The following is a 21,977-nucleotide window of genomic DNA, read 5'->3' as shown; positions in this document are numbered from 1 at the left end:
AAAGGGGGTTTGAGACCCTTTTGGAATGTGTATGCTGCCGCGCGATTCCGGTCGGCGCCGTCGGCCGGTCGATCCATCGGAAGGGAAGCCGAAGAATGAAGAAGCTGTTGATGGGCGTTGCCGCCATCGCCGCGGTCGTGATGGGTGCCGGTGCCGCCCAGGCGGCCGATGCCGCCGCCGGCAAGGATGTCTTCAAGGTCTGCATGGCCTGCCACACCGCCGAGCAGGGCAAGAACAAGGTCGGCCCGTCGCTGTTCGGCGTCGTCGGCCGTCCGGCCGCCTCGATCGAAGGCTTCAAATATTCCGCCCCGATGAAGGAAAAGGCCGCCGGCGGCCTGGTCTGGACCGCGGAGAACCTGGACGCCTACATCAAGGCGCCGAAGGAGATCGTCCCGGGCGGCACGATGGCCTTCGCCGGCCTCAAGGACGACGCCAAGCGCGCCGACCTGATCGCCTTCCTGTCCGAGCAGAAGTAACGCCGCTCTCCCCCGGCCGCCGGCCGGGGATCCTGGACGGCAAAAGGGCCGGTGGCGATGCCACCGGCCCTTCGTTTATCGGGCTGATCCCAGGCCTGGTCCTTTGGTCCCGAGTCTCAGCCTGCGGCCGCGAGACTCTTGCTCGCCACCTCGTAGACGTCCGGCGACAGCCCCGGCGCCGCGACGATCCGCTGCAATTCGGCCTTCATCAGCCCCTGGCGGGCCGCGTCATAGCGCCGCAGGCGGGAGAACGGCCCCATCAGCCGGGCGGCAACCTGCGGGTTCATCGGGTCGAGGCGCAGCACCTGGTCGGCGAGGAAGCGATAGCCGGCACCGCCCGCGTCATGGAAACGGACCGGGTTGCCGTTGGCGAAACCGCCGATCAGGGCATAGACCTTGTTCGGGTTCCGGATCTCGAAGGCCGGATGGCCGAGCAGGGCGGTCACGCGCTCCAGCGTGTCGGCGCGGTGGGACATCGCCTGCACGCCGAACCATTTGTCGACCACCAGAGCCTCGCCCTTCCAGCGCTCGTAGAAGTCGGCCAGCGCCTTCTCCCCGTCCGGCGAGGCGGCGTTGGACAGGAACTGCAGCGCCGCGATCTCGTCGGTCATGCCCCTGGCGGTGCGGTACTGCGTCAGGCAGAGATCCAGCGCCTCGGCGTCCTCCAGCGCCATCAGATAGGCGAGGCACAGGTTCTTCAGCGCGCGCTTGCCGATGGCCGCGGCATCGACGGAGAAGGGCTCCTGGCTGCCGTTGCGGCGGTAGAGGTCGAGGAAGCGGTCGCGCAGGCGTCCGGCCAGCGTCTTGCGGGCGAATTCCCGCACCGCATGGATGGCATCGGGATCGACCACCGCCATCTGCGTGCCGAGATAGGCCTCGGTCGGCAGCACCAGCGCCTGGGCGGCGAAGGCGGGGTCGCGCTCCGCATCCTCCAGGATCTTGGCGAAGGCGTCGGCATAGCCCTCCGGCAGAACCAGGGCGCGCCCGGCCTGCTGGTCGGCGACGAGCCCGAGCAGGATGCGGGTGCCCAGGATCTGCCCGGCCTCCCACCGGTTGAAGGCGTCGCTGTCATGCGCCATCAGGAAGGTCAGGTCGGCGTCGGTCAGGTCGGTCTTCAGCTTCACCGGGGCGGAGAAGCCGCGCAGCAGCGACGGCACCGGCCGGGCCGGGATGTCGCGGAAGGTGAAGCTCTGGCTGTCCGCGGTGACATGCAGGATGCGGCTGGTGCCGTCCGCAGCCTCTTCGCCGTCCAGACGCAGCGGCAGGTCCTGCCCGTCGGGGCCGAGCAGACCGACCACCAGCGGGATGTGCATCGGCTGCTTGGTCGGCTGGCCCGGCGTCGGCGGCACCGTCTGCTTCACCGTCAGGGTGAAGGTCTTGGCCGCGGCGTCGAAGCTGCCGGCGATGTCCAGTTCCGGCGTGCCGGACTGCCGGTACCACAGCTGGAACTGGGTCAGGTCGACACCGCTGGCATCGGCCATGGCGGCGACGAAATCGTCGCAGGTCACCGCCTGCCCGTCATGGCGCTGGAAATAGAGATCGGTGCCCTTGCGGTACTTCTCCGGCCCCAGCAGGGTGTGGATCATGCGGATGACTTCCGCACCCTTGTTGTAGACGGTGGGGGTGTAGAAGTTGTTGATCTCGACATAGCTGTCCGGGCGCACCGGGTGGGCCATGGCGCCGGCATCCTCCTGGAACTGCACGGTGCGGAGCCCCTGGACGTCGGCGATGCGCTTCACCGCGCGGGAATGCATGTCGGACGAGAATTCCTGGTCGCGGAAGACGGTCAGCCCTTCCTTCAGCGACAGCTGGAACCAGTCGCGGCAGGTGACGCGGTTGCCGGTCCAGTTGTGGAAATACTCGTGCGCGACCACCGCCTCGATGTTGAGGAAGTCGGTGTCGGTCGCGGTTTCCGGCTTCGCCAGGATGTATTTGGTGTTGAAGACGTTGAGCGACTTGTTTTCCATCGCCCCCATGTTGAAGTCGCCGACCGCGACGATGTTGAAGATGTCGAGGTCGTATTCCAGCCCATAGACCTCTTCGTCCCAGCGCATCGACTTGACCAGCGAGCGCATGGCGTGGTCGATCTTGTCCTCGTTCCCCGGCTCCACATAGATGCGCAGGGTGACGTCGCGCCCCGAGGCGGTGCGGAAGCGGTCCTCGCCATGGACGAGGGTGCCGGCGACCAGCGCGAACAGGTAGCAGGGCTTGGGGAAGGGGTCCTCCCAGCGCGCCCAGTGGCGCCCGCCCTCCAGCTCTCCCGACGCGGCGAGGTTGCCGTTGGACAGCAGCACCGGATAGCGCGCCTTGTCGGCGGTGATGGTGGTGCTGTAGCGCGCCATCACGTCCGGCCGGTCGATGAAATAGGTGATCTTGCGGAAGCCTTCCGCCTCGCACTGGGTGCAGAAGTTGCCGGAGGATTTGTAGAGCCCCTCCAGCGCGGTGTTCTCCTGCGGCTTGATGCGGACGATGGTTTCCAGCGTGTAGCGGTCCGGCACCTCCAGCACGATCAGGTGATCGGGGGTGACGGTGAACTCGTCCGGTCCCAGCGTCCGGCCGTCCAGCGCCACCGACACCAGTTCCAGCCGCTGCCCGTCGAGCGACAGCGGCTCGGTCGCCGCCTCCGGACGGTCGGGGTTGCGGCGGATTGCCAGAACCGCGCGGACGGTGGTGGCGTCCTCGCCCAGATCGACGAACAGGTCGACCGTGTCGATCAGATGCGCCGGCGGGCGATAGTCCTGGAGCCGGATGGCCTTCGGCGTGCCTTTGTCCATGTGCCTTGTCTCTGGTCTGTCGTACGGAACGGCCCTGCGGGACGGGTCCGAGGGGACAGGAACTGTAGCAAGGCGGAACCGGGCTGTCTCTGGCGGGAATGGGGGGAATGGGGTCGGAAATCAGGACGGAGCTGGGGTGCCGGCCGGAGCCGGCAGCCGCCTTATTTCTTGACCTCGGCCACCTTCAGCAGGGTGAAGGCGCCCATGTTGTCGAGATATTGCTGATAGAAGAAGCGCCACTTCTTGCCGTTGCGCACCCCGACCAGCGTGACCTTCACCCCGTCGGTGCCGGGCACGTTCATGTATTGCGACTTGTGCAGCGTGGTGGCGTGCAGGCGCATGCCCTGGCGCAGGCCGGCCTCGTCGATGCGGCCCTGGGCGGTCTGCAGGTTGCCGTGCGAGGCGGAATAGGTGCCGCCGCCATGGTCGCTGAAGCCGAAGGAGCAGCCGTCCATCGCCGGCGTGAACATCACGTCGGCCTCGTCGTCCAGCACCACCAGATGCTTGAAGTCCTGGTCATAGGGCAGCCAATAGGCGCTCCAGTTTCCCGGCCGGTTGCCCTGTTCGTAGCGCAGCGACCAGACGGCGGCGTTCTTCGTCTTGAACTGCGAGATGACGCCGGTGCCCTTCCGGGTGCAGGTCATGCCGTCGTCGTCCAGGCTGAAGTTCTTCACGCCGCCGACGCGGTAGTTGGGCTGGTAGGCCTGGTACTGGATCAGGATCAGGTTGTTCTTGAGGAAGCTTTCGGGATTCGCGACCAGATCGGCGACGTTCGGCATGTGCGGACCTCTCCTGTTCGCGAAGTCAGATGACGCCGGTGACGGACCGTTTGAACCCGGCCTCCGTCTCGCTGCCCGAGAGGAACCAATAGGGCTTCATCATCGCGAACTGCTGGTTGTTGTCGCGCAGCAGCACATAGGCGCAATAGACGGTGCCGTCCTCGGGTCGCAGGAAGGCGGAAATCCAGGCGTTCTGCTTGGTGCCGATGTGGGCGGCATGGCCAAGCTTGCGCGTGATGTCGTTGCGGTAGCCGACCAAAGTCGCCTTATGCCCCGGACGGAATGGTAAAGCCGCGAGTGCCTGATAGTCCTGGAGAATGGTGGGGTTGCCGTCGTTGCTCCCGTCCTCGGCATACCACTGGACCACTTCGTTGTAGTCGTTGAACCGCGCATTCGCCCGGTCGTAGCGCGCCTGCTTCTGGCCGTCGGTATGACCGGCGGCAGCCTTCTTCAGAAAGCTGATCAGTCCCATTGCTCCACCCCTTCCGATGTTCTTGGCCGATGTTCTTGAAGCGACGCTAGCAGAGCAATCGAGGGGTCGCAAAAGGATAGAGGTCCATACCAGCGTATGACATTCGGGGGTGTTGGGCAGCCACGCTGATGGTTAAGAGACCTTATGGTTGCTTTGTCTTCCCGTTGTGCTTGCCACTATCGACATATCCCCCGCGCCCTGGCATGTTCAGGTTGATTGTGCATGAAGGTATTCGTCATGAGGGGGCATTGTTGGTGATGATGAAGCGGTTTGTAGTAATCGTCGCAGGTCTATGCGTGATGGGCAGCCTTGCCGGTTGCGCGACGCAGGGTCAAAGCCGCTACAGCTTCCAGGATGTCGGTCGGGCATCGGCGGTTGAGTTTGGAACGGTGGTCGCTTCCCGCCCAGTCGATATCCGCGGCCAGAACACCGGCGTCGGTGGCGTCGTCGGTGGGACGGCCGGAGGGCTGGCCATGTCGAACGTCGGCCGTGGAAGCGGCAACGTCGCGGCGATCCTGGGCGGCGTCCTCGTGGGTGCCGCGGTGGGTGCGATCGCTGAACAGGCGGCGAGCGACCGTGTCGGGATCGAATACACCATCACCCTCGCCAACGGAAAGACCATCACGATCGTTCAGGAGCAGGCGGCGGGCGACCGGGTGTTCAACCCGGCCGACCGGGTGATGGTCCAGGCCAGCGGAACCTATCAGCGCGTGCTGTCCGCCGACCATCTGCCGAACCAGATCGCCCGTCCGCAGGGCATCAAGGTCGTCGATTGAAAACCCTCAGGATTGAAAAAGACATGAAGAAGCTCCTGGCTTGTGCCCTGCTTGCAGCCCTGGTTTCCGGCTGCGCCCTGACCGAGGACGCGATCCCGGTCAAATACTCGGCTCCCGCCAATATCTCGGTGGTCCAAGGCGCCAAGGACGTCACCATCAGCGTTTCGCCGGCCGATGGGCGTGTCGCCAACCGCGACCGGGTGTCGACCAAGAAGAATGGCTACGGCATGGAGATGGCGAAGATCACCGCTTCGAACGACATCGTTGCGGAGGTGGGGCAAGCCGTCCAGACCGAGTTGTCGTCGCTGGGATTCAACGTCGGCCCTGGTGGAATCGCCATCACGGTGCAGACCACCAATTTCTACAATGACTTCAAGCCCGGATTCTGGACAGCCGAGGCCGTGGCGGAGGTCGCGTTCGATCTGACCGCCAAGCGCCAGGACGGCACCCTGATCTACAGCCGCAGCTATCGGGCGGTCGGCGTCAACAAGGACGTCATGCTGATGATGGGCGAACAGGCCGCGCCGGCCCTGTCGGCCGCGCTGAGGGACGCGGTCCAACTGGTCGTCCAGGATGCGAACCTTCATCAGGCGCTTGTGCAGGCCGGATCCAAGCCGAAGGTTGCCGGGCTGCCTACATCGTGAGGTCAGGTTTTCCGGTGTTCGACTGACGCGTAGAGAGACGAGCTTGCCTTCGGGTGGGCTCGCGGGATGGTCGATGAACGCAGTAATTGAGTGGGGTAGTATTGATTTTATGCGAATAAATTCTCTTTACGATCTGCTTGAAGTATTTAATCTTGAGGAGACATATGCATGAGATTATCCTGAAAAATAGGATTTTCGTCTAGAACATGCTCAGCCGTTCCATCTGCAATCGACGAATTGGCCAATTTGTTTTTGACTGACGCAAGCTAATGTGCCCACACCGTAATGGCTCTAATCAAAATATGTTCGAAAGGGAGATTGTAGGTAAGAATTGAAAAACTGCTCTTGCGCATTTACAGTTTTTGCGAAAATATGATCTCGTAATAACATTTAAACCCTGTGTGAAGACAAAACCAAAACCTGAGGATGAGACCGAAAATGGCGAAGTTCATTAGTGTGTTTAATAACAAGGGTGGAGTTGGGAAGACTACATTAACGTGGAATGTTGCTGATGCTCTTGCAGAAAAAGGAAAAAGAGTTCTTCTTATTGATTTCGATCCTCAATGCAATTTATCCATTGCAATGCTCGGCGCTGATGCATTCAAATCACTTGTTTCCAATGCGGTTCAACCCAGAACAGTTCGCTCATTCCTTCAAGGTTATCTTCAAAATACCGGACCAGGTCCAATATCTATTCATGATGGTCCTCATACGAATGAGAACGTGAAGATTGTAGCCGGAGATTTCTGGCTAAACGTTTATTCTGACTCCTTGAGCGTGGGCAATGATCTCCTTACCGGAAATGGAATAGCAAAATTTACGGCAATTAGAACTTTAGAGGCAAAATTGCGTGAAGATGGAGAGGTGTTTGATTATGTTATGATCGATCTTCCACCTTCTTTTGGAGGCTTAGTAAGATCTGCGCTTTACTCTTCTGATTATCTTGTCATACCATGTACATCAGACACATTTAGTGAATATTGCATTAGCTTGATTGCTCAAATGCTTCCTCAGTTCATTGCCGATTGGGAAAATGGCATCGTTCGCTTTAAGCAAAATAACTATGGCTCTCCTGAGTATGACAACCTAGGAAAGCCTCAGTTTTCTGGATGGATTTTCAATGGGTATGATACTAGGTCAAGGAAAATGCTTAGAGCTGATCAAGCGCATTACCACAATATTGATGAGTCGAATAATAGGCTCGCGGAAAATCTTAATCAACATGTGAAATCTTATGCAGCGGTGAGAGAGATTGATGGAGAAAGTTACAATATAGGGAAAGTAGAGGACATGAATGTTCTTATGCAGAATAGCCTTTGGCTAAATGTTCCTGCAGCGAAGCTTGATCAACACAAGCAAGTAAAAAATTTAACTGGTGATAAACAGAAATGGTCTGAAGCTCAGTTGAAATTGATTGGGAAAGTCAGGAGACAAATAAATGCCATTGCCGATAAAATCATTCAAGAGCTTAAATAAATATTAGATAAAACTACTCTGATTAAATGTATGATTTCAACAGAGGGCCCGTCAATTCTTCTTGCGGGGCCCTCTTTCAAGATTTATGCACTGCTACGCTTTAGTCCCCCCGCCATTCGTACGAAATAAACTCCACATTGGATGAGTCACGAGCACCCCTAATTTTGCAATCGCTCATCTAATCGGTTGCTATAAGGTGGTCAGGCGCTAACAGAGTTTCTCCGCCTTTGCATAGATGCCCACACCTACAAACGCAACCCTCGCTGGTTAGCACTTTGCAGGGCACAGAATACTAACGACGCCAATCAGTCCCCCGATTAGCAGACACTCACAGACCCGGCAGTAGCTACACGGCCCAAAATGGAGGCGCTGAAAGAGTTCAACGGGGGCGATAACGATCGGCTGTAAGCCTAAATAATTATTCGATATCTCCAAAGGAATATTTGCCGATAGAACAGTGGAGACTTAAGGGCGCTGATTTGTCCCTAATATACAGCTTGTCCTCGACTGAAGACGCAATGCTCCATGCGAACGAAGATTTTTGTGATTCGTCGGAAAGCGAGGCTTTCGTCCACGAGCTATCGCTGGCAGCTGCGTCAATACCAAGAGCTAAAGCGTACTTTTAACCGCAATCAACGCTCTGGCCTATTTTGTGGCGGAAGAGGTGTCTTCAGAACAAGGCGTTTGCTGGTGTCCGCTAGCGTCCGCTAATATTCGATAAGCCATTGATCTGAGCGGAACTATTTTCCGCCAGCGTCCACGCTTGTCCATTGCCATCCGCCTGCACCCGAAACAGAATGTGGGGTGAGGTGTGGGGTAGGATTGGCAGGGAATCGAAATGACCAAGCGAACCGGGAGGCACCCCGAAAAGGCCCTGACTGCGGTTGCAGTGCGCAACGCCAAGCCCGGCCGGCATGCGGACGGCAACGGGCTGTATCTGGAGGTGGACGAGTCGGGCGCCCGGCGCTGGCTCCTGCGGATCATGGTGCAGGGGAGGCGGCGGGATATCGGGCTGGGCTCCACGTCCCTGGTGTCGCTGGCCGAGGCGCGGGATACGGCGACGGCCATGCGCAAGGTGGCCCGTGCCGGCGGCGACCCCTTGGCCGAGCGTCAGAAGGCTATGCGCGTCGTGCCGACCTTCGAGACCGCGGCCCGCGCCTGCCACACCGATCACAAGGACTCGTGGAAGAACGGAAAGCACGCTGACCAGTGGCTCACCACCCTGGAAACCTATGCCTTCCCGGTGATCGGCGCCATGACGGTGGACAAGATCGGCATGCCCGAGGTGCGGGACGTGCTCTCGCCGATCTGGCTGGAGAAGCCCGAGACGGCCCGCCGGGTGCGCCAGCGGATCGGGACGGTGCTGGACTGGGCTGCGACCAAGAACTACCGGGAAGGCGAGAACCCGGTGCGTTCCGTGGTCAAGGGACTGCCGAAGCAGAAGGACACGGCCGAGCACTTCACCGCCTTGCCCTATGACGACGTGCCGGCCTTCCTGACCAAGCTGCGGGTGACCGACCAGACCGGCCCGGTGGTCAAGCTGGCGATGGAGTTCCTGATCCTGACCGCGGTGCGGTCGGGGGAGATGCGAGCGGCCGTGTGGCGGGAGATCGACACCGCGGCCAAGCTGTGGACGATCCCGGCGGAGCGGATGAAGGCCGGCAAGCCGCATGTGGTGCCGCTGGCGCCGCGCGCCCTGGAGCTGCTGGAGGAAGCCCGCAAGCTGGCCCGCAAGCCGGATGACGTCGACGCCCTGGTGTTCGAGGGCAGCAAGCCCGGCAAGCCCATGTCGGACATGACCCTGACCATGGTGCTGCGGCGGATGAAGGTGGAAGCTACCGCCCACGGCTTCCGCTCCGCCTTCCGCGACTGGACGGCCGAGACGACGAACACCCCCAGCGACGTGGCGGAGATGGCGCTGGCCCACACCATCAAGAACAAGGTGGAGGCCGCCTATCGGCGCGGCGATCTGCTGGAGAAGCGGCGCGTGCTGATGCAGCTGTGGGCCGATTTCTGCCAGGGGGCTAAGGCCAACGTGGTGCCGTTGTCGGCCGCAAAGAAGCGGAAACGTGCAGGTGATGCCTGATTTCCGGTGTAACCGGTGTAACCGGTGTAACCGCATTGATTTTATTGACGGTTTTTCGGTTACACCAGCTCGGAAGCATGGTGTAACCGGTGTAACTGCGTGGTGTAACCGGCCGATCAGTGCATCGCGCGAGCCGAGGTTACCGGGGTTACCAACCGGGGATTACCGGCGCTCCGGAACGACGAAGCCCGCCACGGTAGGAGCCGGGCGGGCTCTTCTAATTCAGAGAAGAAGCGTCAACTTTTATTATTTTATATCTCTCGCTGCTCCGTCCTCTTTGTATTCGAATACATTCATCAATTCTAATGCGTGCTTATATTCTGGAAGGCCGTAATTTTTCCTGAGCAATTCGGCAATTTTCAAAGAAGCGATACCAATTCTTCTTGATACAACAATAAATTCATTAGCTCCGCCTTCGTTGTCATTAATTTCTATTTCAAAGTCTATATAATATTGAGCTTCTTTTACTTCATTTCTAAAAGAGAGAGCCGCCTCTGCTAGATCTACGTTTAAACATTTCCAGTCTGAATCAGTTGGATATTCAGGAATTTTTGGCAACATAATATACATGTTTCCAACTGCTCCACCTGTTGTAAAGTAGTTTTGATTGCTGGCCATAAGGTTTTGGCACTCATGAGCGAACCCCTCTAACGTAGTAGCCAACCTTATAGCTAAAAAAGTTCCCTCCCTCTTTACTCGATTACTTTCTATCTTTTCTTCATTACGAGAAGTCAAATAGTGACTAATTATCGAGTTTAATATTGCACTAAGAACCCCTGTTCCGAGAACTATTTTGATTATATCTGTAAAATTCACCGGAATTTTCCTTACTTTCTAACATATCCAATGTTTTGTTTCATTTTGCCTAAGCTGTGCAATTCATGCATTGCCTCTCTTCAACCTAACGCCAGCACCACCCCCATTCTCCGGAATGAACTCGACGCCGGCCGCTTCCAGGGCTGTTTGGATCGCGGCAAGGGTGCGCGGCTGAAGCTCTTCACCACGCTCCAGCCGTGACACAGTGTCAACCGACACGCCCGCTTCCTTCGCAAGGTCGCGCACACCCCACCCCACGGCAGCCCGAGCCATTTTGCTCTGTACGGCGGCAATCGTCATGACGTTGTACCGATTTCCTGTTGATGTCCCGATGGGATAATGATATCGGTACATTATACCGAAAACAGTACGAGATGCAACATCCGACGGACCCATTGCGAGCATTTCTCGCCACGCCCAAGCCTTGCCCGCCGTCGGTCCGCAGCCAGCCCCTTCAGGAGCCCACCATGGATAAGACCTGCACCCCGCTTTTTCGTGCAATCTCCGATGTGGAGTCGCCATTGACTTCCGCCGAGGCTGCCGTCACCACGCTCAACATAATCACCAATGGCCTGGGAAGAGGAGATGAGGAGGCCGCCATCGTCTACCTCGCGGACATGATCGAAACCCACCTCAGCGATCTCCGGAAGCGCTTCCGTAAAGCCTGGGACCTTGCGCGCATGGCCTCCATCGACGGGCCGGCGGAACGCATCGCCAGCGCGGTGGACACATCGACCATCATCCCCTCGCTCGACCAGACCTTCGCCGCCGCCAGCGCCATGGTGCTCACCCTGTTCGATGAGCACGCTGCCGCCGCCAAGGCCGGCTCCGACAACCTGCCGGATCATCTGGTGGTGGAAGCGTGCGACATCCGGCGCGCCGTGTTCACCACGCCGCCCAAGACGTCGGCCGACGCGATGGCCGTGCTGGAGCTGCTGGCGCATGACGTTGCCGGCATGGGCCAGGGCAATCAGGTGGAGGCGCAGGAAACCGCCTTGGCGCTGCTGCGCGACTTCATGAAGTCCGTCGCCGGATAGAGAGTTGCAACCGTCTCGCGCGCCTGATCGTCATCCCTTCCGATGGGCTGCCATCCGGCAGGCGGACGAACAGAAGATCGCATCGGCCCGGTTGGCTTCGAAGTATTGGCTGCACTCGCTGCAACGCTTGTACTTCGTTCCTTCCGCCAGAGATTGCGCCGCGCTGTACATCAACTCCGCTGCAAGACAGGTGGCGCGGACATTCAAAAGCAGGCCGGCTTGACCAACCTCGAAATATCCTTTGCCCCGCATCGTGGAGAGATGGTTCTGCACCCTGCGCTTGATCGGATCGGACTCAAGGCCATTCGTCAGGATTTCACGCCCGGCTTGGTCCCTCTGCGACCACAGGGCGGCAACCTCTGAAAGCTCCGTGTGCAGCGCCTGCCAGAAGCTCTGATCTTCGCCCCACTTCTCGGTAGGTCCCCAGCGGGTGGCAAGAGCCGCGACGTCCAGCGGAGCGTCGACAACGCGACGCCATACTGCTGGCACGTCCTGCGGGGTGTAGCTGGCCTCGACACCACCGATGACGCTGCGGATGACCTGGACATTGCCATCGTGGTCCACCATCGCCCCCGAAATCGGGCGTCTCCAGCTTAAAGCGTCCATTACGAACCACCTCGTTCAGTACGGCTGGTATCGTATCGTTCGCGCTTTACCCGTTGCAAGCCCCTTCGGACGCTGTTACGCATATAGCCGTAACGAACGCTCTTTTCCCCATGGAGGCTCTTATGGCCAAGCGGTTCATGACCATCGCCGAGTTCTCGACCGAAACCGGGCTGCCGCGCCCGACCGTCCGCAATCTGGTGCGCTACAGCAAGCTCCGGGGGACCAAAATCGGGCGCGCGTGGCTGATCCCCGCCGATGAAGTTGACCGTTTGGCCGCCCTGGCTGACGAGCGAATCGAGGTCCCGGCCGAGCAGGTGGACCGGCTGAGCTCCCCGGCCGGCGAGCACATCGAGGCCGACTGATGGATCGGGAGGGACACACCATGGCCAAGGTTGATCGCGGCCAGCCGGGCAAGGTCCCGGAGCCGCCCCGCGTCGACAAGGCGGGCTATTCGGTGCCCGAGTTCTGCTATGGCGCCGGCATCGGCCGGTCCAAGGCGTACGAGCTGATGGGAGACGGTCTCATCCGCTTCGTCACCGTCGGGCGCCGCAGGATCATCACCGATTCGCCCGCCGCCTTCCTGGCGCGGCTGGCCGGCAACACGGGAGGTTGAGCCATGCCCGACGCTCCCGCCCCCCTATCCACCAAGGCGCAGATCATCCCGGCTATCGGCTGGTTCGCTGAATATGTCGACGACTTGGGCATTGCCGGCGGTCGCCCGATCCGCAACCGGTTGGCCGCCTGGGCGCTGCTGACCGAGGTGGGGAGCGAAGGGCAGCCCGTCATGAAGCTGGTCGGCTTCCTGCCGGAAGGCGATCAAGCCGACCGGCTGCACGGCTTTCTTCGCTACGGCTGGGCCCCGGTCACCAAGCCGCAAGATCCGTGGGGGGACTGACCATGCGCGCCCGTCTCGACTTCGAGCGGATCAACGCCGCCGCGCTGGCCGTGCTGCCGGTGCTGGTGGCGCGCTGGCTCCCGGACGGCTGCCGGGCCGGTGTGGAGTGGGTGGCGCTCAACCCGCGCCGTGCTGATCGCAAGCCGGGATCCTTCAAGGTGAACCTCACCACCGGCAAGTGGGGTGACTTCGCCACCGGAGACCGGGGCCGCGACGTGGTGTCCCTGGCCGCCTTCCTGGCCGGCTCCACCCAAGCCGAGGCGGCCCGGAACCTGTCCGACATGCTGGGAATGAGATGATGCCCGATGACAATGCCGGCATGTTCGCGCCGTTGACGCCCGAGGAAGCCAAGGCCAGCCGAGCGGCCGGGCCGGCGAAGGGTGCCGACAAGGTGCCTATCCTGCCGGTGCCCGAGCGCGCGCCGCCGGTTTCCAACTTCAAACATACGAAGCACGGCGCCCCGTCAAAGCTCTGGCCCTACCATGACGCCGCCGGTCGGCTGCTGGGCTACGCCGCGCGCTTCGATTACACCGCCAGCGACGGCACCCCAGCCAAGGACGTGTTGCCGCTCACCTATTGCGACCTGGGAGGCACCAAGCGCGGTTGGCGCTCGAAGGGCATTCCCGATCCGCGGCCGCTCTACAAGCTGCCCGAGCTGATCGCCCGCTCCGACGCCTTGGTGATCGTCACCGAGGGCGAGAAGGCCGCCGATGCCGCCGCCGAGCTGCTCCCCGAGTGCGTGACCACCACGCCGATGCACGGCGCCAAGTCCCCCCACAAGACGGACTGGTCCCCGGTGACGGGCCGTGAGGTGGTGATCTGGCCTGACCATGACGAACCGGGCGCCTCCTTTGCCCAAGCCGTTGCCGAGCTGGCGACGAAGGCGGGGGCCGCCCGCGTCCGGGTGGTGAAGGTGCCCGCCGACTGGCCGTCCGGATGGGATCTTGCCGACGAACCGCCGGCTGGTGTCACGGTGGAGACATTGCGCGCCATGATCGAGGCTGCCGGGCCGTGGGAGCCGCCGCCCAAGGCCCCCGCCGGCCAGCGCCGCGGAATGCCGCCGGAAATGCTCGCCTTCGTCATGCGCGACTATGGCCTGTATCACCGCGACCCCGACACAGGCGATACCCTACTGTCCGGGCCGTTCGAGGTGGTGGCCGAGACGCGCGACTCCACCGGCGGAAGCTGGGGCGTGCTACTAGCGTGGAAGGATCCGGATGGGCGGCGCCACGAATGGGCAATGCCCCGGTCCATCCTGGCCGGCGACGGAACCGAGTTCCGCCGTGTCTTCCTCGATGGGGGACTGTTCGTCGCGCCGGGCCGGAAGGCGCGCGACATGTTCATGGTCTACCTCGCCAATGTGCGGGCGGAGACCTATGCGACCTGTGTCGATCGCACTGGCTGGCATGGCCGGGTCTATGTGTCGGCGACCCAAACCTATGGGGACACCCAGGGCGACCCTGTGATTCTGCAGGGTGTCACCGCAGCGGCCGACACCAAGCCCCGTGGCACCCTGGACGGATGGCAGGACGAGGTTGCGGCGCTGGCCATCGGAAACAGCCGGCTTGCCTTCGCCTTGTCTGCCGCCTTTGCCGGCCCGCTGCTCTACCTGCTGAATGCCGAGTCCGGCGGGCTGCACTTCCGCGGCGCCTCGTCGATCGGCAAGTCGAGCATGCTCACCGTTGCCGCATCCGCCTGGGGCTGCCCGGTCTACAACTGGCGGGCCACCGACAACGCGGCCGAGGCGCTGGCCCGTGCCGCGAACGATGCCCTGCTCTGCCTGGACGAGCTGGGACAGGCGGACGGCCGGGCAGCCGATGCCATGGCCTACATGCTCTCCAACGGCGTCGGCAAGGCCCGCATGGCGAAGGACACCAGCGCGCGGCCGGTCATGACCTGGCGCGCGGTGTTCGTCTCCACTGGCGAGATCGGCTTGGCGGAGAAGGTGGCGGAAGCCGGCCGCAGGACGCGGGCCGGGCAGGAAATCCGAATCCTCGACATTCCCGCTGATGCTGGCGCCGGGCTGGGGGCGTTTGAGGCCCTGCATGGATCCGTCGACGGCGACGCCTTCGCCCGCCGGCTTCGGCTGGCCACCGAGACGCACCGCGGGCACGCCGCCCATGCCTTCCTCGAGCGCATCACCGCCGGTGACCTCGACGAGCTGGCCACCGCCGTCCGGGCCGGTGGCGATCGGTGGAAGGCCGAGCATCTGCCAGCCGGTGCGGATGGGCAGGTGCAGCGTGCCGCCGGCCGCTTCGCCCTGATCGCCGCCGCGGGCGAGCTGGCCGCCACGATGGGCGTGCTGCCCTGGCCGGATGGTGAGGCCAGCCGCGCCGCTGCGGCATGCTTCACTGCCTGGATTGAGGCGCGGGGCGGCAAGGGGCCGGCCGAAGTCACCGCCGGGATTGCGCTGGTTCGGGGCTTCCTCGAAGCCCACGGCATGAGCCGCTTTGAACCGGCCTGGGAGACCGACGCCACCGGCCAGCCGATGGAGTCCCGCACCATCAATCGTGTGGGCTTCCGCCGCAAGGACGCGCTGGGCCAATGGGAATTCTACGCCATGGCCGAGGGCTTCAAGGAGATGACCAGGGGCTTCAACTCCAAGGAGCTGGCGGCCGAGCTGGTCAAGGCGGGGATGCTGCTGGCCGACAACAACGGGAAGACGTCCAAGTCGGTCAAGGTTCCCGGCCATGGGTTGGCGCGCCTCTACCACTTCCCGGCCAATGCGCTTTGCGATGGCGCCGAAGATGCGTGACCTGTTCGCACGGTGGGCAGGTCCAGTTACACCGCCCGGTCACACCGGTTACACCGCCCCCAAGACGGGGTGTAACCGGAAAAAATCCAGCGATATCAATGCGGTCACACTGGTTACACCGGTCACACCAGAAAACTGGGCACTCCGACACGCCGAACGGTCGCAAGACCTGCTCGACGCCTTCGAGGAACGGGCCGCCATCCTCGAATTTGATGGCCGGCTGTCGCGCTCCGAAGCCGAGCGCCGGGCAAGGCTCGAAGTGTCCGGGCAGGCTGCCGCCGGCTAACCCGAGGGGGGTGGTCGAAAGTCTGGGGGCCACGTTGCCGGGGGACCGCGCCTCCCCCCATTCAGAGTTTTTTCCCCTCCGGATGAATTTGAGGTGCGCACTTTGCCCCTGTGATGCGCACTTCGGCTGCTAACAAATGCCGGGATTTGCAGGCTCTAAACGGCAGTTTCGCGCGGGTTTCCAAAGGGTTGATTGCTGCGCGCTTGCTAACCTCTGCTAACCCTCCAGCAAGTGCGCAGTGCGCACCGGGTGCGCACTGCGCACTTCTACATTTTGTCTATTGTAGTTTCTACAAATGAAGATAACCTCCACCTCATTCGGATTTTCTCCAAATGAGGTGGCTCGATGCGAGCTCGGCAATTCGAAAGCTTGATGACGACCCTGGCCAACTGGCCAGCATCGGACTTGGATGTTCGCACCCGCCAGCTTCGAGAACGCGACATGCTTCCCAAGGGCGGCCGCGGTCTGCATGCGCCGGACATTGGTCCGGACCACGCCGCGACCATCCTGATTGCAATGGCTTCCGCGTCGAAGGCAGTGGATGCCGGCGTTCGCGTGCTCGACTACTGGGGTCTTGCTTCCGCCGCCATCGTCGACGGCCTGGGCGCTGCGACCTTCCACGATGGTTTGACCGCTGTTCTGTCCGACCCCGCCCTTGCGAACCGCGTGGACCACGTTCGGGTGTGCCGCTCCTGGCCGGAAGCTCGCATCAGCATCCAGGGGGCGGAGCTGGTCTATCGGAATCCCTGCGCCCCGATCGACAAGTCGCATGTTCGGGAAGACCTGACCTTTGACGGCGCCTTGATCCACCAACTTGCCATCGTGCTCAAAACCGGCGGAGCGTCCGCCGCTTATCAGGAGTGACCACATGAAAGCTCGGCTCTCTTCTTCGGTGCCGGCGGCTCTGTTCGCGATGCTGGCCGGCGCCTTCGCCCTCTATGTCTTCACCCCCACCGCCGCGCTGGCCGCCACCATGCAGGGCACGCCGTTTGACGCGGGCGCCCTGGCCGACCTTCTGCCGTTCGCCCTGGGTGGCTTCACCCTGAACGAGCTGCGCCAGAAGCGGTCCAAGCTGATCGACCAGATGGAGCAGTTGACCAAGGGCGAGCTGACCGAACAGACCCGCAGCCAGTTCGACACGCTGGAAGCCGAGGTGAAGACGCTCGACGATGATATTCGCCGTGCTCAGTTGGTGGAGGACACGCGCCGCGCTGCTGCCGCAGCTCAGGCGTCACAGGGCGACCTCATCGAGCAGCGCGCCCAACAGCACCCGGTGGGTGGTGGCGCTGTGCCGGTGGGCGAGCAGCGCGCCGAACCCGCAACTCGGATCATCGGCAACGACGGCGACAGCGTGCGCGCCCTGACGCTGCGCCAGTCGGTGCGCTCCGCCTTCCTGCCCGACCATCGGAACGGCCAACGCGACGATCTGAACCTCGGGCGCTACTTCCGGGGCATGGTCACGGGCGATTGGGCTGGCGCCGAGCTCGAGCGCCGCGCCATGAGCGAGGGCGTTCTGGCCGACGGCGGCTACACGGTCCCGACCGTCCTCTCCGCCGACGTGATCGACGCCGCCCGCAATCAGACCCGGGTGCTGCAGGCTGGCGCACTGACGATCCCGATGACCAGCCAGACCATGCGCATCGCTCGCGTGCTGACCGATCCGGCGCCTGGTTGGAAAGCCGAGAATGCCGCCATGGCGGAAGGCGCCATGACGTTCGAACCGGTGGATATGAAGGCTCGCACCCTGGCGGTGCTGGTCAAGCTCAGCCGGGAGCTGTTCATGGATTCGGCCAACGTCGAGTCGGTGGTGCGCAACGCCCTTGCCGCCGGGCTGGCGCTGGAGCTCGATCGGGTGGCGTTGTTCGGCACGGGCGTTGGCGAGGAGCCCAAGGGGCTGCTGAACACGACCGGCATCCAAACCGTCACCGTATCCGCCAACGGCGACGTTCTGACCAGCTATGATCCGTTCTCCATCGCCGTCGAGAAAGTGGCCGAGGCCAACGGGCAGGCGAACGCGGTGATCTTCTCGCCGCGCACCGCCGGTACGCTGGACCGCATGAAGGACAGCACCGGCCAGCCGCTCATGGCTCCGGAGAGCTTCAAGGCGCTGACCAAGCTGCCGACCAAGCAGGTTCCGAACAACCTCACCCACGGCACGGCGACGAACGCCAGCGTCGCTGTGGTGGGCGAATACCCCAACCTGCTGGTGGCGGTTCGCGAGAACCTCGTGATCGAGATGAGCAACGCGGCCGGCGACGCCTTCAGCAAAATGCAGGTGTGGATCCGTGCGTTCCTGCGCGCCGACATCGCCGTTGCGCGCCCGGACAAGTTCTGCACAGTGCCGGGCATCATCCCGGCGCCCTGACAGTCCAGGAACGCGGGGAGCTTGTGATGATGGAGCGCCCCGCGATGCGCCGGCTTCCTACCGGTGCCGATCAAGTCGGAGAGTGATCGCAACAACCCCGACAGCCTGCGGCCTACAGCGGCGGCGCGGCAGGCACAAAAGCCCCCGGTGAAGCCCGGGGGCTTTTCTATTGGCCTATCCGCGAACGTCCGCTGACAGCGGCGTCAATCCACCGAAAAATGTGGGGTAAACTGTGGGGGACGCATCTTCCAGAAATGAAAAAGCCCAAGCAAATCAATTGCTTGGGCTGATTTCGTGGCGGAAGAGGTGGGATTCGAACCCACGGTAGGCTCACACCTACGGCGGTTTTCAAGACCGCTGCCTTAAACCACTCGGCCACTCTTCCTTCGGCCCACGGAAGTAGCGAATGAGCGCGGATGGGTCAAGCGTCGCGCGGTCCCCGTGCGCGATTTGCGCGTCAGCTCCGGATCGGACGGCCGAGCGTTCGCAGGCGGCGCCTCGGCTTCGGGGGCGACGGGTTGTCGGAGAAGTCGGGAAGGCTGGGCGCGCGGGCGATGGTCTTGCGGATCAGGTCGGCCGTCGCGTCCAGATCCTCCAGCATGTCGCCCGTCGCACTATTGGCATAGCGCGGACCCAGCAGGCGGGTGCGGGTCTGGTCGATGCTGCGCAGCTCCGGCTCGAACAGGTCGCGGGCGCCGATCGGCAGCACCTGATCCTCGCGCATGCCGGAGAAATAGCGGCGCATCGACCGTACCAGCATCCGGGTCAGCAGCAGGTCCATCCGCTCGAACTCGGCGTGCAGGTCGCTCAGACGCGCCTCCTCGATGCCCTGCAGGCGCTCCTCGGTCAGGATGAACAGGGCGCGGATTTCCTCCACCTTCCGGCGGAAGTCGAGAAAGGAGGCGAAGCGGTCGCTGTCCATGTCGCGCTGTGCCCGTTCGGCCAGCCGGGAAGCCTCCGACGCTTGGCGTTCCAGCGCCGCCAGCAGCCCCTTCACCTCGTCCCGGCTGTCCTTGCGCCCCCAGGCCATGCCCGCCCTTCGCTTCCAGGGTCATCGCAGGCACCGGAAGCGAATCCAAGGTGCTGCGATCATCCTAGAAGAGAAAGTTTTAACGAAATGCTGCCGTTCAGGCGATTCCGCATCCGGGAAATCCCGGCCCGCGGTCAGGCGTCGCGCAGTTCCAGAACCACCGCGGTGTGGTCCGACGCCTTCTCCGCCCCGCGCGGCCCGCGGTCGATGCTGCAGCCGGCCAGACGGTCCGCCGCTTGCGGCGACAGCAGGAAATGGTCGATGCGCAGGCCATTGTCACGCGGCCAGCTGCCGGCTTGGTAATCCCAGAAGGTATAGGCGCGGTCGTCGTCATGCAGGGCGCGATAGGCTTCGGTCAGGCCGAGATTCAGCAGGGCGCGGAACTTGGCCCGCGACTCCGGCCGGAACAGCGCGTCGCCGGCGAAGGCCTGCGGCGAGAAGACGTCGCGCGCCTCGGGGATGATGTTGTAGTCGCCGCCCAGCACCACCGGGATCTCCTGCGCCAGCAGGCCGCGGGCATGGTCGTACAGCCGGTCCATCCAGCGCAGCTTGTAGGCGAACTTCTCCCCCGGCACCGGGTTGCCGTTGGGCAGGTAGAGCGAGGCGATGCGCACGCCGGACACGGTGGCCTCGACATAGCGGGCCTGTTCGTCCTCCGGCTCTCCGGGCAGGCGGGTCAGCACATCCTCCGCCGGGGTCTTCGACAGCAGGGCGACGCCGTTGTAGGCCTTCTGCCCGACGGTCTGGACGTGATAGCCGAACTCCTCGAAGGCCGCGCGGGGGAAGGCGGCGGTCTCGCATTTGATTTCCTGGAAGAGCGCGACGTCCGGGGACGCCGCGCGCAGCCAGTCGGTGATCAGCGGAAGGCGGGCCTTCGCCGAGTTGACGTTCCAGGTGGCGATCTTCACGAAACAGGCCTGCCTTCTTCTTGTTCTTGTGATCTTAGACGGCGAAGGAGTTGCCGCAGCCGCAGGACGCGCTGGCGTTCGGGTTCTTGATCTGGAAGGCGGCGCCCATCAGGTCCTCGACGTAATCCAGCGTCGCCCCGGCCAGCAGGTCGAGCGAGGCGTCGTCGGTCACCACCCGGGTGCCGTCCTTCTCGAACACATGGTCCTCGTCGGTCACGGCCTCGTCGAAGCTGAAGCCGTACTGGAAGCCGGAACAGCCGCCGCCGGATACGGTCAGGCGCAGCATCAGCTTGGGATTGCCCTCCTGCGCGATCAGGAAGGCGACGCGCTTGGCGGCGCTTTCGCTGACGGCGAGGATGCGGGCTTCGGTGTCGGTGGGGAATGCGGTGTCGGGCATGGGATGGCCCCTCTGGTGCGGTGCGGGAGTTGCAACGAATGTAAGGGGGATCGCCGGCTTCGTCAAAGTATGGGCACCGTTGCGCTTCTGGCACGCCCGGCCGCCACCCGGCCCCCTGGCCGGGGCATAGCACGCCTTCGCCGTTGCACCCGCCTGTCCCCGCCGGTAGTGTCCGCCCCATGACGGCGGACTGCTCCCACGATCGGCTGGCTCCCTATGCCTGCAACCCGGCGGACACGCGCGGGCGGCTGGTGCCGGAGCCGGAAAGCCCGACGCGCTCGTGCTTCCAGCGCGACCGCGACCGCATCGTGCATTCCGGGGCCTTCCGCCGGCTGAAGCACAAGACCCAGGTCTTCGTCTATCACGAGGGCGACTATTACCGCACCCGGCTGACCCACAGCCTGGAGGTGGCGCAGATCGCGCGCTCGATCGGCCGCACCCTGGCCCTGAACGAGGATCTGGCGGAGGCGGTGGCGCTGGCCCACGACCTCGGCCACACCCCCTTCGGCCATGCCGGGGAAGAGGCGCTGAACGCCTGCATGGAGCCCTTCGGCGGCTTCGCCCACAACGACCAGACCCTGCGCATCCTGACGCGGCTGGAACGGCGCTATGCCGAGTTCGACGGGTTGAACCTGACCTGGGAAGCGCTGGAAGGGGTGGTGAAGCACAACGGCCCGCTGCTGCCGCTGCCCGCCGGCCGGTCCCTGCCGACGACCATTGCCGCCTTCCGCGACGACTGGGATCTGGAGCTGCACACCAATCCCGGCATCGAGGCGCAGGTGGCGGCGCTGGCCGACGACATCGCCTACAACAACCACGACATCGACGACGGCCTGCGCGCCGGGCTGTTCACCGTCGACGAGGTGGCGGAGCTGCCGCTGGTCGGCCCCCTCGTCCGCGAAGTCTGCGACCGTTACCCGGGTCTGGAGCGCTCCCGCCTGATCCATGAGACGGTGCGCCGGATGATCAACGCCATGGTCGTCGATCTGGTGACGGAGACGCGGCGGCGGCTGGCGGAGCACCGGCCGGGTTCCGCGGCCGAGCTGCGCTCCCTGCCGCTGGCGATGGTCAGCTTTTCCGACGCGATGCTGGAGGCGCAGCGGCCGCTGCGCGCCTTCCTGCGCCAGCGCATGTACCGGCACTATCGCGTGAACCGCGAGATGAGCAAATGCAAGCGCGTGGTGCGCGCCCTGTTCCAGCTGTTCATGGACGAACCCAACACCCTGCCGACCGAATGGCAGCGCGACATCGGCAAGCAGGGGGGCGACACCGATCTTGCGGTGCGCGCCCGCCATGTGGCCGATTACATCGCCGGCATGACCGATCGCTACGCGCTGGCCGAACATGACCGGCTGTTCGACCTGCATGTGAAGACCTGACATGCGACGACCTGAGCCCG

At 62.9% G+C, this 21,977-nt stretch carries 24 protein-coding genes and 1 tRNA gene; 15 read left to right on the top strand and 10 right to left on the bottom strand.

Annotated features, from left to right (window positions below):
- The first annotated feature begins 95 nt into the window (after positions 1-95).
- On the top strand, positions 96-476 hold the full coding sequence (locus JHL17_RS21490; RefSeq protein ID WP_200196264.1) for a c-type cytochrome: 381 nt from the start codon (positions 96-98) through the stop codon (positions 474-476).
- 116 nt (positions 477-592) lie between these two features.
- Here JHL17_RS21490 and pepN read toward each other — a convergent pair whose 3' ends face one another.
- The 3 genes from pepN to JHL17_RS21475 all read right to left on the bottom strand — a co-directional run bounded on the left by pepN (position 593) and on the right by JHL17_RS21475 (position 4,501).
- Positions 593-3,250 (bottom strand): aminopeptidase N, encoded by a 2,658-nt coding sequence (pepN, locus tag JHL17_RS21485; protein WP_200196262.1) that lies wholly within the window; start codon positions 3,248-3,250, stop codon positions 593-595.
- A 161-nt stretch (positions 3,251-3,411) separates the two neighbouring features.
- A complete protein-coding gene (locus tag JHL17_RS21480) occupies positions 3,412-4,029 on the bottom strand; it encodes a hypothetical protein (RefSeq protein WP_200196260.1) in 618 nt (205 codons plus the stop codon).
- Positions 4,030-4,054: 25 nt separating this feature from the next.
- A complete protein-coding gene (locus JHL17_RS21475; RefSeq protein ID WP_200196258.1) occupies positions 4,055-4,501 on the bottom strand; it encodes a hypothetical protein in 447 nt (148 codons plus the stop codon).
- A gap of 299 nt (positions 4,502-4,800) precedes the next feature.
- Between JHL17_RS21475 and JHL17_RS37200 the strand changes: the two genes are divergently transcribed.
- From JHL17_RS37200 to JHL17_RS21455, 4 genes are all read left to right on the top strand, one after another.
- Complete coding sequence (locus tag JHL17_RS37200; protein WP_247893722.1) at positions 4,801-5,277, top strand: outer membrane lipoprotein; 477 nt, start codon at positions 4,801-4,803, stop codon at positions 5,275-5,277.
- A 23-nt stretch (positions 5,278-5,300) separates the two neighbouring features.
- On the top strand, positions 5,301-5,921 hold the full coding sequence (locus JHL17_RS21465; RefSeq protein ID WP_247893721.1) for a YajG family lipoprotein: 621 nt from the start codon (positions 5,301-5,303) through the stop codon (positions 5,919-5,921).
- 438 nt (positions 5,922-6,359) lie between these two features.
- On the top strand, positions 6,360-7,397 hold the full coding sequence (locus JHL17_RS21460; protein WP_247893720.1) for a ParA family protein: 1,038 nt from the start codon (positions 6,360-6,362) through the stop codon (positions 7,395-7,397).
- Between the two features lie 838 nt (positions 7,398-8,235).
- Positions 8,236-9,483 (top strand): tyrosine-type recombinase/integrase, encoded by a 1,248-nt coding sequence (locus tag JHL17_RS21455; RefSeq protein WP_200196254.1) that lies wholly within the window; start codon positions 8,236-8,238, stop codon positions 9,481-9,483.
- A gap of 246 nt (positions 9,484-9,729) precedes the next feature.
- On the opposite strand, the gene JHL17_RS21450 is transcribed toward JHL17_RS21455, so the two are convergent.
- Together JHL17_RS21450 and JHL17_RS21445 are read right to left on the bottom strand one after the other, a co-directional pair.
- The gene (locus JHL17_RS21450; protein WP_200196252.1) at positions 9,730-10,299 is read right to left on the bottom strand and encodes a hypothetical protein; all 570 of its coding nucleotides are present in this window, start codon (positions 10,297-10,299) and stop codon (positions 9,730-9,732) included.
- 63 nt (positions 10,300-10,362) lie between these two features.
- Entirely contained in the window at positions 10,363-10,599 is a 237-nt protein-coding gene (locus JHL17_RS21445) for a helix-turn-helix domain-containing protein (protein WP_425599640.1), read from the bottom strand.
- Positions 10,600-10,766: 167 nt separating this feature from the next.
- Between JHL17_RS21445 and JHL17_RS21440 the strand changes: the two genes are divergently transcribed.
- Positions 10,767-11,336, top strand: a complete 570-nt coding sequence (locus JHL17_RS21440; protein WP_200196250.1) for a hypothetical protein — start codon at positions 10,767-10,769, stop codon at positions 11,334-11,336.
- A 30-nt stretch (positions 11,337-11,366) separates the two neighbouring features.
- Here the strand turns inward: JHL17_RS21440 and JHL17_RS21435 are convergent, their stop codons facing one another.
- On the bottom strand, positions 11,367-11,903 hold the full coding sequence (locus JHL17_RS21435; RefSeq protein WP_200196248.1) for a hypothetical protein: 537 nt from the start codon (positions 11,901-11,903) through the stop codon (positions 11,367-11,369).
- Positions 11,904-12,064: 161 nt separating this feature from the next.
- On the opposite strand from JHL17_RS21435, the gene JHL17_RS21430 reads away from it, so the two are divergent.
- The 8 genes from JHL17_RS21430 to JHL17_RS21395 all read left to right on the top strand — a co-directional run bounded on the left by JHL17_RS21430 (position 12,065) and on the right by JHL17_RS21395 (position 18,243).
- On the top strand, positions 12,065-12,304 hold the full coding sequence (locus JHL17_RS21430) for a helix-turn-helix domain-containing protein (RefSeq protein WP_200196246.1): 240 nt from the start codon (positions 12,065-12,067) through the stop codon (positions 12,302-12,304).
- 20 nt (positions 12,305-12,324) lie between these two features.
- Positions 12,325-12,555 (top strand): hypothetical protein, encoded by a 231-nt coding sequence (locus JHL17_RS21425; protein WP_200196245.1) that lies wholly within the window; start codon positions 12,325-12,327, stop codon positions 12,553-12,555.
- 3 nt (positions 12,556-12,558) lie between these two features.
- Positions 12,559-12,837 (top strand): hypothetical protein, encoded by a 279-nt coding sequence (locus JHL17_RS21420; protein WP_200196244.1) that lies wholly within the window; start codon positions 12,559-12,561, stop codon positions 12,835-12,837.
- A 2-nt stretch (positions 12,838-12,839) separates the two neighbouring features.
- Positions 12,840-13,136: a hypothetical protein gene (locus JHL17_RS21415; protein WP_200196243.1), complete on the top strand. Its 297-nt coding sequence runs from the start codon at positions 12,840-12,842 to the stop codon at positions 13,134-13,136.
- On the top strand, positions 13,136-15,592 hold the full coding sequence (locus JHL17_RS21410; RefSeq protein ID WP_200196242.1) for a DUF927 domain-containing protein: 2,457 nt from the start codon (positions 13,136-13,138) through the stop codon (positions 15,590-15,592). The genes JHL17_RS21415 and JHL17_RS21410 overlap by 1 nt, the downstream gene beginning before the upstream one ends.
- Positions 15,585-15,878 (top strand): hypothetical protein, encoded by a 294-nt coding sequence (locus JHL17_RS21405; protein WP_200196241.1) that lies wholly within the window; start codon positions 15,585-15,587, stop codon positions 15,876-15,878. Before JHL17_RS21410 ends, JHL17_RS21405 begins: the two co-directional genes overlap by 8 nt.
- A 372-nt stretch (positions 15,879-16,250) precedes the next feature.
- On the top strand, positions 16,251-16,742 hold the full coding sequence (locus JHL17_RS21400; RefSeq protein WP_200196240.1) for a hypothetical protein: 492 nt from the start codon (positions 16,251-16,253) through the stop codon (positions 16,740-16,742).
- A gap of 4 nt (positions 16,743-16,746) precedes the next feature.
- The gene (locus JHL17_RS21395; protein WP_200196239.1) at positions 16,747-18,243 is read left to right on the top strand and encodes a phage major capsid protein; all 1,497 of its coding nucleotides are present in this window, start codon (positions 16,747-16,749) and stop codon (positions 18,241-18,243) included.
- Between the two features lie 295 nt (positions 18,244-18,538).
- On the opposite strand, the gene JHL17_RS21390 is transcribed toward JHL17_RS21395, so the two are convergent.
- The 4 genes from JHL17_RS21390 to erpA form a co-directional block, all read right to left on the bottom strand.
- Positions 18,539-18,628 (bottom strand) — tRNA-Ser (locus tag JHL17_RS21390).
- Positions 18,629-18,700: 72 nt separating this feature from the next.
- Positions 18,701-19,273, bottom strand: a complete 573-nt coding sequence (locus JHL17_RS21385; protein ID WP_200196237.1) for a hypothetical protein — start codon at positions 19,271-19,273, stop codon at positions 18,701-18,703.
- 134 nt (positions 19,274-19,407) lie between these two features.
- Entirely contained in the window at positions 19,408-20,181 is a 774-nt protein-coding gene (gene xth, locus JHL17_RS21380) for an exodeoxyribonuclease III (protein ID WP_200196235.1), read from the bottom strand.
- A gap of 34 nt (positions 20,182-20,215) precedes the next feature.
- Positions 20,216-20,578 (bottom strand): iron-sulfur cluster insertion protein ErpA, encoded by a 363-nt coding sequence (gene erpA / locus JHL17_RS21375; RefSeq protein WP_200196234.1) that lies wholly within the window; start codon positions 20,576-20,578, stop codon positions 20,216-20,218.
- 179 nt (positions 20,579-20,757) lie between these two features.
- On the opposite strand from erpA, the gene JHL17_RS21370 reads away from it, so the two are divergent.
- Positions 20,758-21,957, top strand: a complete 1,200-nt coding sequence (locus JHL17_RS21370) for a deoxyguanosinetriphosphate triphosphohydrolase (RefSeq protein ID WP_200196233.1) — start codon at positions 20,758-20,760, stop codon at positions 21,955-21,957.
- Positions 21,958-21,977: the final 20 nt, after the last annotated feature.

Origin of the sequence: Azospirillum endophyticum (assembly GCF_016595245.1) — a bacterium.
Lineage (GTDB): Bacteria > Pseudomonadota > Alphaproteobacteria > Azospirillales > Azospirillaceae > Azospirillum > Azospirillum endophyticum.
The sequence above is the reverse complement of the archived record's forward strand: the minus strand, read 5'-3'. Positions and strand labels throughout refer to the sequence as shown.

Excerpts from the sequence above, each read along its gene's own strand:
- JHL17_RS21490 (WP_200196264.1), top strand. The coding sequence starts at position 96 with ATGAAGAAGCTGTTGATGGGCGTTGCCGCCATCGCCGCGGTCGTGATG.
- pepN (WP_200196262.1), bottom strand. The coding sequence starts at position 3,250 with ATGGACAAAGGCACGCCGAAGGCCATCCGGCTCCAGGACTATCGCCCG.
- JHL17_RS21480 (WP_200196260.1), bottom strand. The coding sequence starts at position 4,029 with ATGCCGAACGTCGCCGATCTGGTCGCGAATCCCGAAAGCTTCCTCAAG.
- JHL17_RS21475 (WP_200196258.1), bottom strand. The coding sequence starts at position 4,501 with ATGGGACTGATCAGCTTTCTGAAGAAGGCTGCCGCCGGTCATACCGAC.
- JHL17_RS37200 (WP_247893722.1), top strand. The coding sequence starts at position 4,801 with ATGGGCAGCCTTGCCGGTTGCGCGACGCAGGGTCAAAGCCGCTACAGC.
- JHL17_RS21465 (WP_247893721.1), top strand. The coding sequence starts at position 5,301 with ATGAAGAAGCTCCTGGCTTGTGCCCTGCTTGCAGCCCTGGTTTCCGGC.
- JHL17_RS21460 (WP_247893720.1), top strand. The coding sequence starts at position 6,360 with ATGGCGAAGTTCATTAGTGTGTTTAATAACAAGGGTGGAGTTGGGAAG.
- JHL17_RS21455 (WP_200196254.1), top strand. The coding sequence starts at position 8,236 with ATGACCAAGCGAACCGGGAGGCACCCCGAAAAGGCCCTGACTGCGGTT.
- JHL17_RS21445 (WP_425599640.1), bottom strand. The coding sequence starts at position 10,599 with ATGACGATTGCCGCCGTACAGAGCAAAATGGCTCGGGCTGCCGTGGGG.
- JHL17_RS21440 (WP_200196250.1), top strand. The coding sequence starts at position 10,767 with ATGGATAAGACCTGCACCCCGCTTTTTCGTGCAATCTCCGATGTGGAG.
- JHL17_RS21435 (WP_200196248.1), bottom strand. The coding sequence starts at position 11,903 with ATGGTGGACCACGATGGCAATGTCCAGGTCATCCGCAGCGTCATCGGT.
- JHL17_RS21430 (WP_200196246.1), top strand. The coding sequence starts at position 12,065 with ATGGCCAAGCGGTTCATGACCATCGCCGAGTTCTCGACCGAAACCGGG.
- JHL17_RS21425 (WP_200196245.1), top strand. The coding sequence starts at position 12,325 with ATGGCCAAGGTTGATCGCGGCCAGCCGGGCAAGGTCCCGGAGCCGCCC.
- JHL17_RS21420 (WP_200196244.1), top strand. The coding sequence starts at position 12,559 with ATGCCCGACGCTCCCGCCCCCCTATCCACCAAGGCGCAGATCATCCCG.
- JHL17_RS21415 (WP_200196243.1), top strand. The coding sequence starts at position 12,840 with ATGCGCGCCCGTCTCGACTTCGAGCGGATCAACGCCGCCGCGCTGGCC.
- JHL17_RS21410 (WP_200196242.1), top strand. The coding sequence starts at position 13,136 with ATGCCCGATGACAATGCCGGCATGTTCGCGCCGTTGACGCCCGAGGAA.
- JHL17_RS21405 (WP_200196241.1), top strand. The coding sequence starts at position 15,585 with ATGCGTGACCTGTTCGCACGGTGGGCAGGTCCAGTTACACCGCCCGGT.
- JHL17_RS21400 (WP_200196240.1), top strand. The coding sequence starts at position 16,251 with ATGACGACCCTGGCCAACTGGCCAGCATCGGACTTGGATGTTCGCACC.
- JHL17_RS21395 (WP_200196239.1), top strand. The coding sequence starts at position 16,747 with ATGAAAGCTCGGCTCTCTTCTTCGGTGCCGGCGGCTCTGTTCGCGATG.
- JHL17_RS21385 (WP_200196237.1), bottom strand. The coding sequence starts at position 19,273 with ATGGCCTGGGGGCGCAAGGACAGCCGGGACGAGGTGAAGGGGCTGCTG.
- erpA (WP_200196234.1), bottom strand. The coding sequence starts at position 20,578 with ATGCCCGACACCGCATTCCCCACCGACACCGAAGCCCGCATCCTCGCC.
- JHL17_RS21370 (WP_200196233.1), top strand. The coding sequence starts at position 20,758 with ATGACGGCGGACTGCTCCCACGATCGGCTGGCTCCCTATGCCTGCAAC.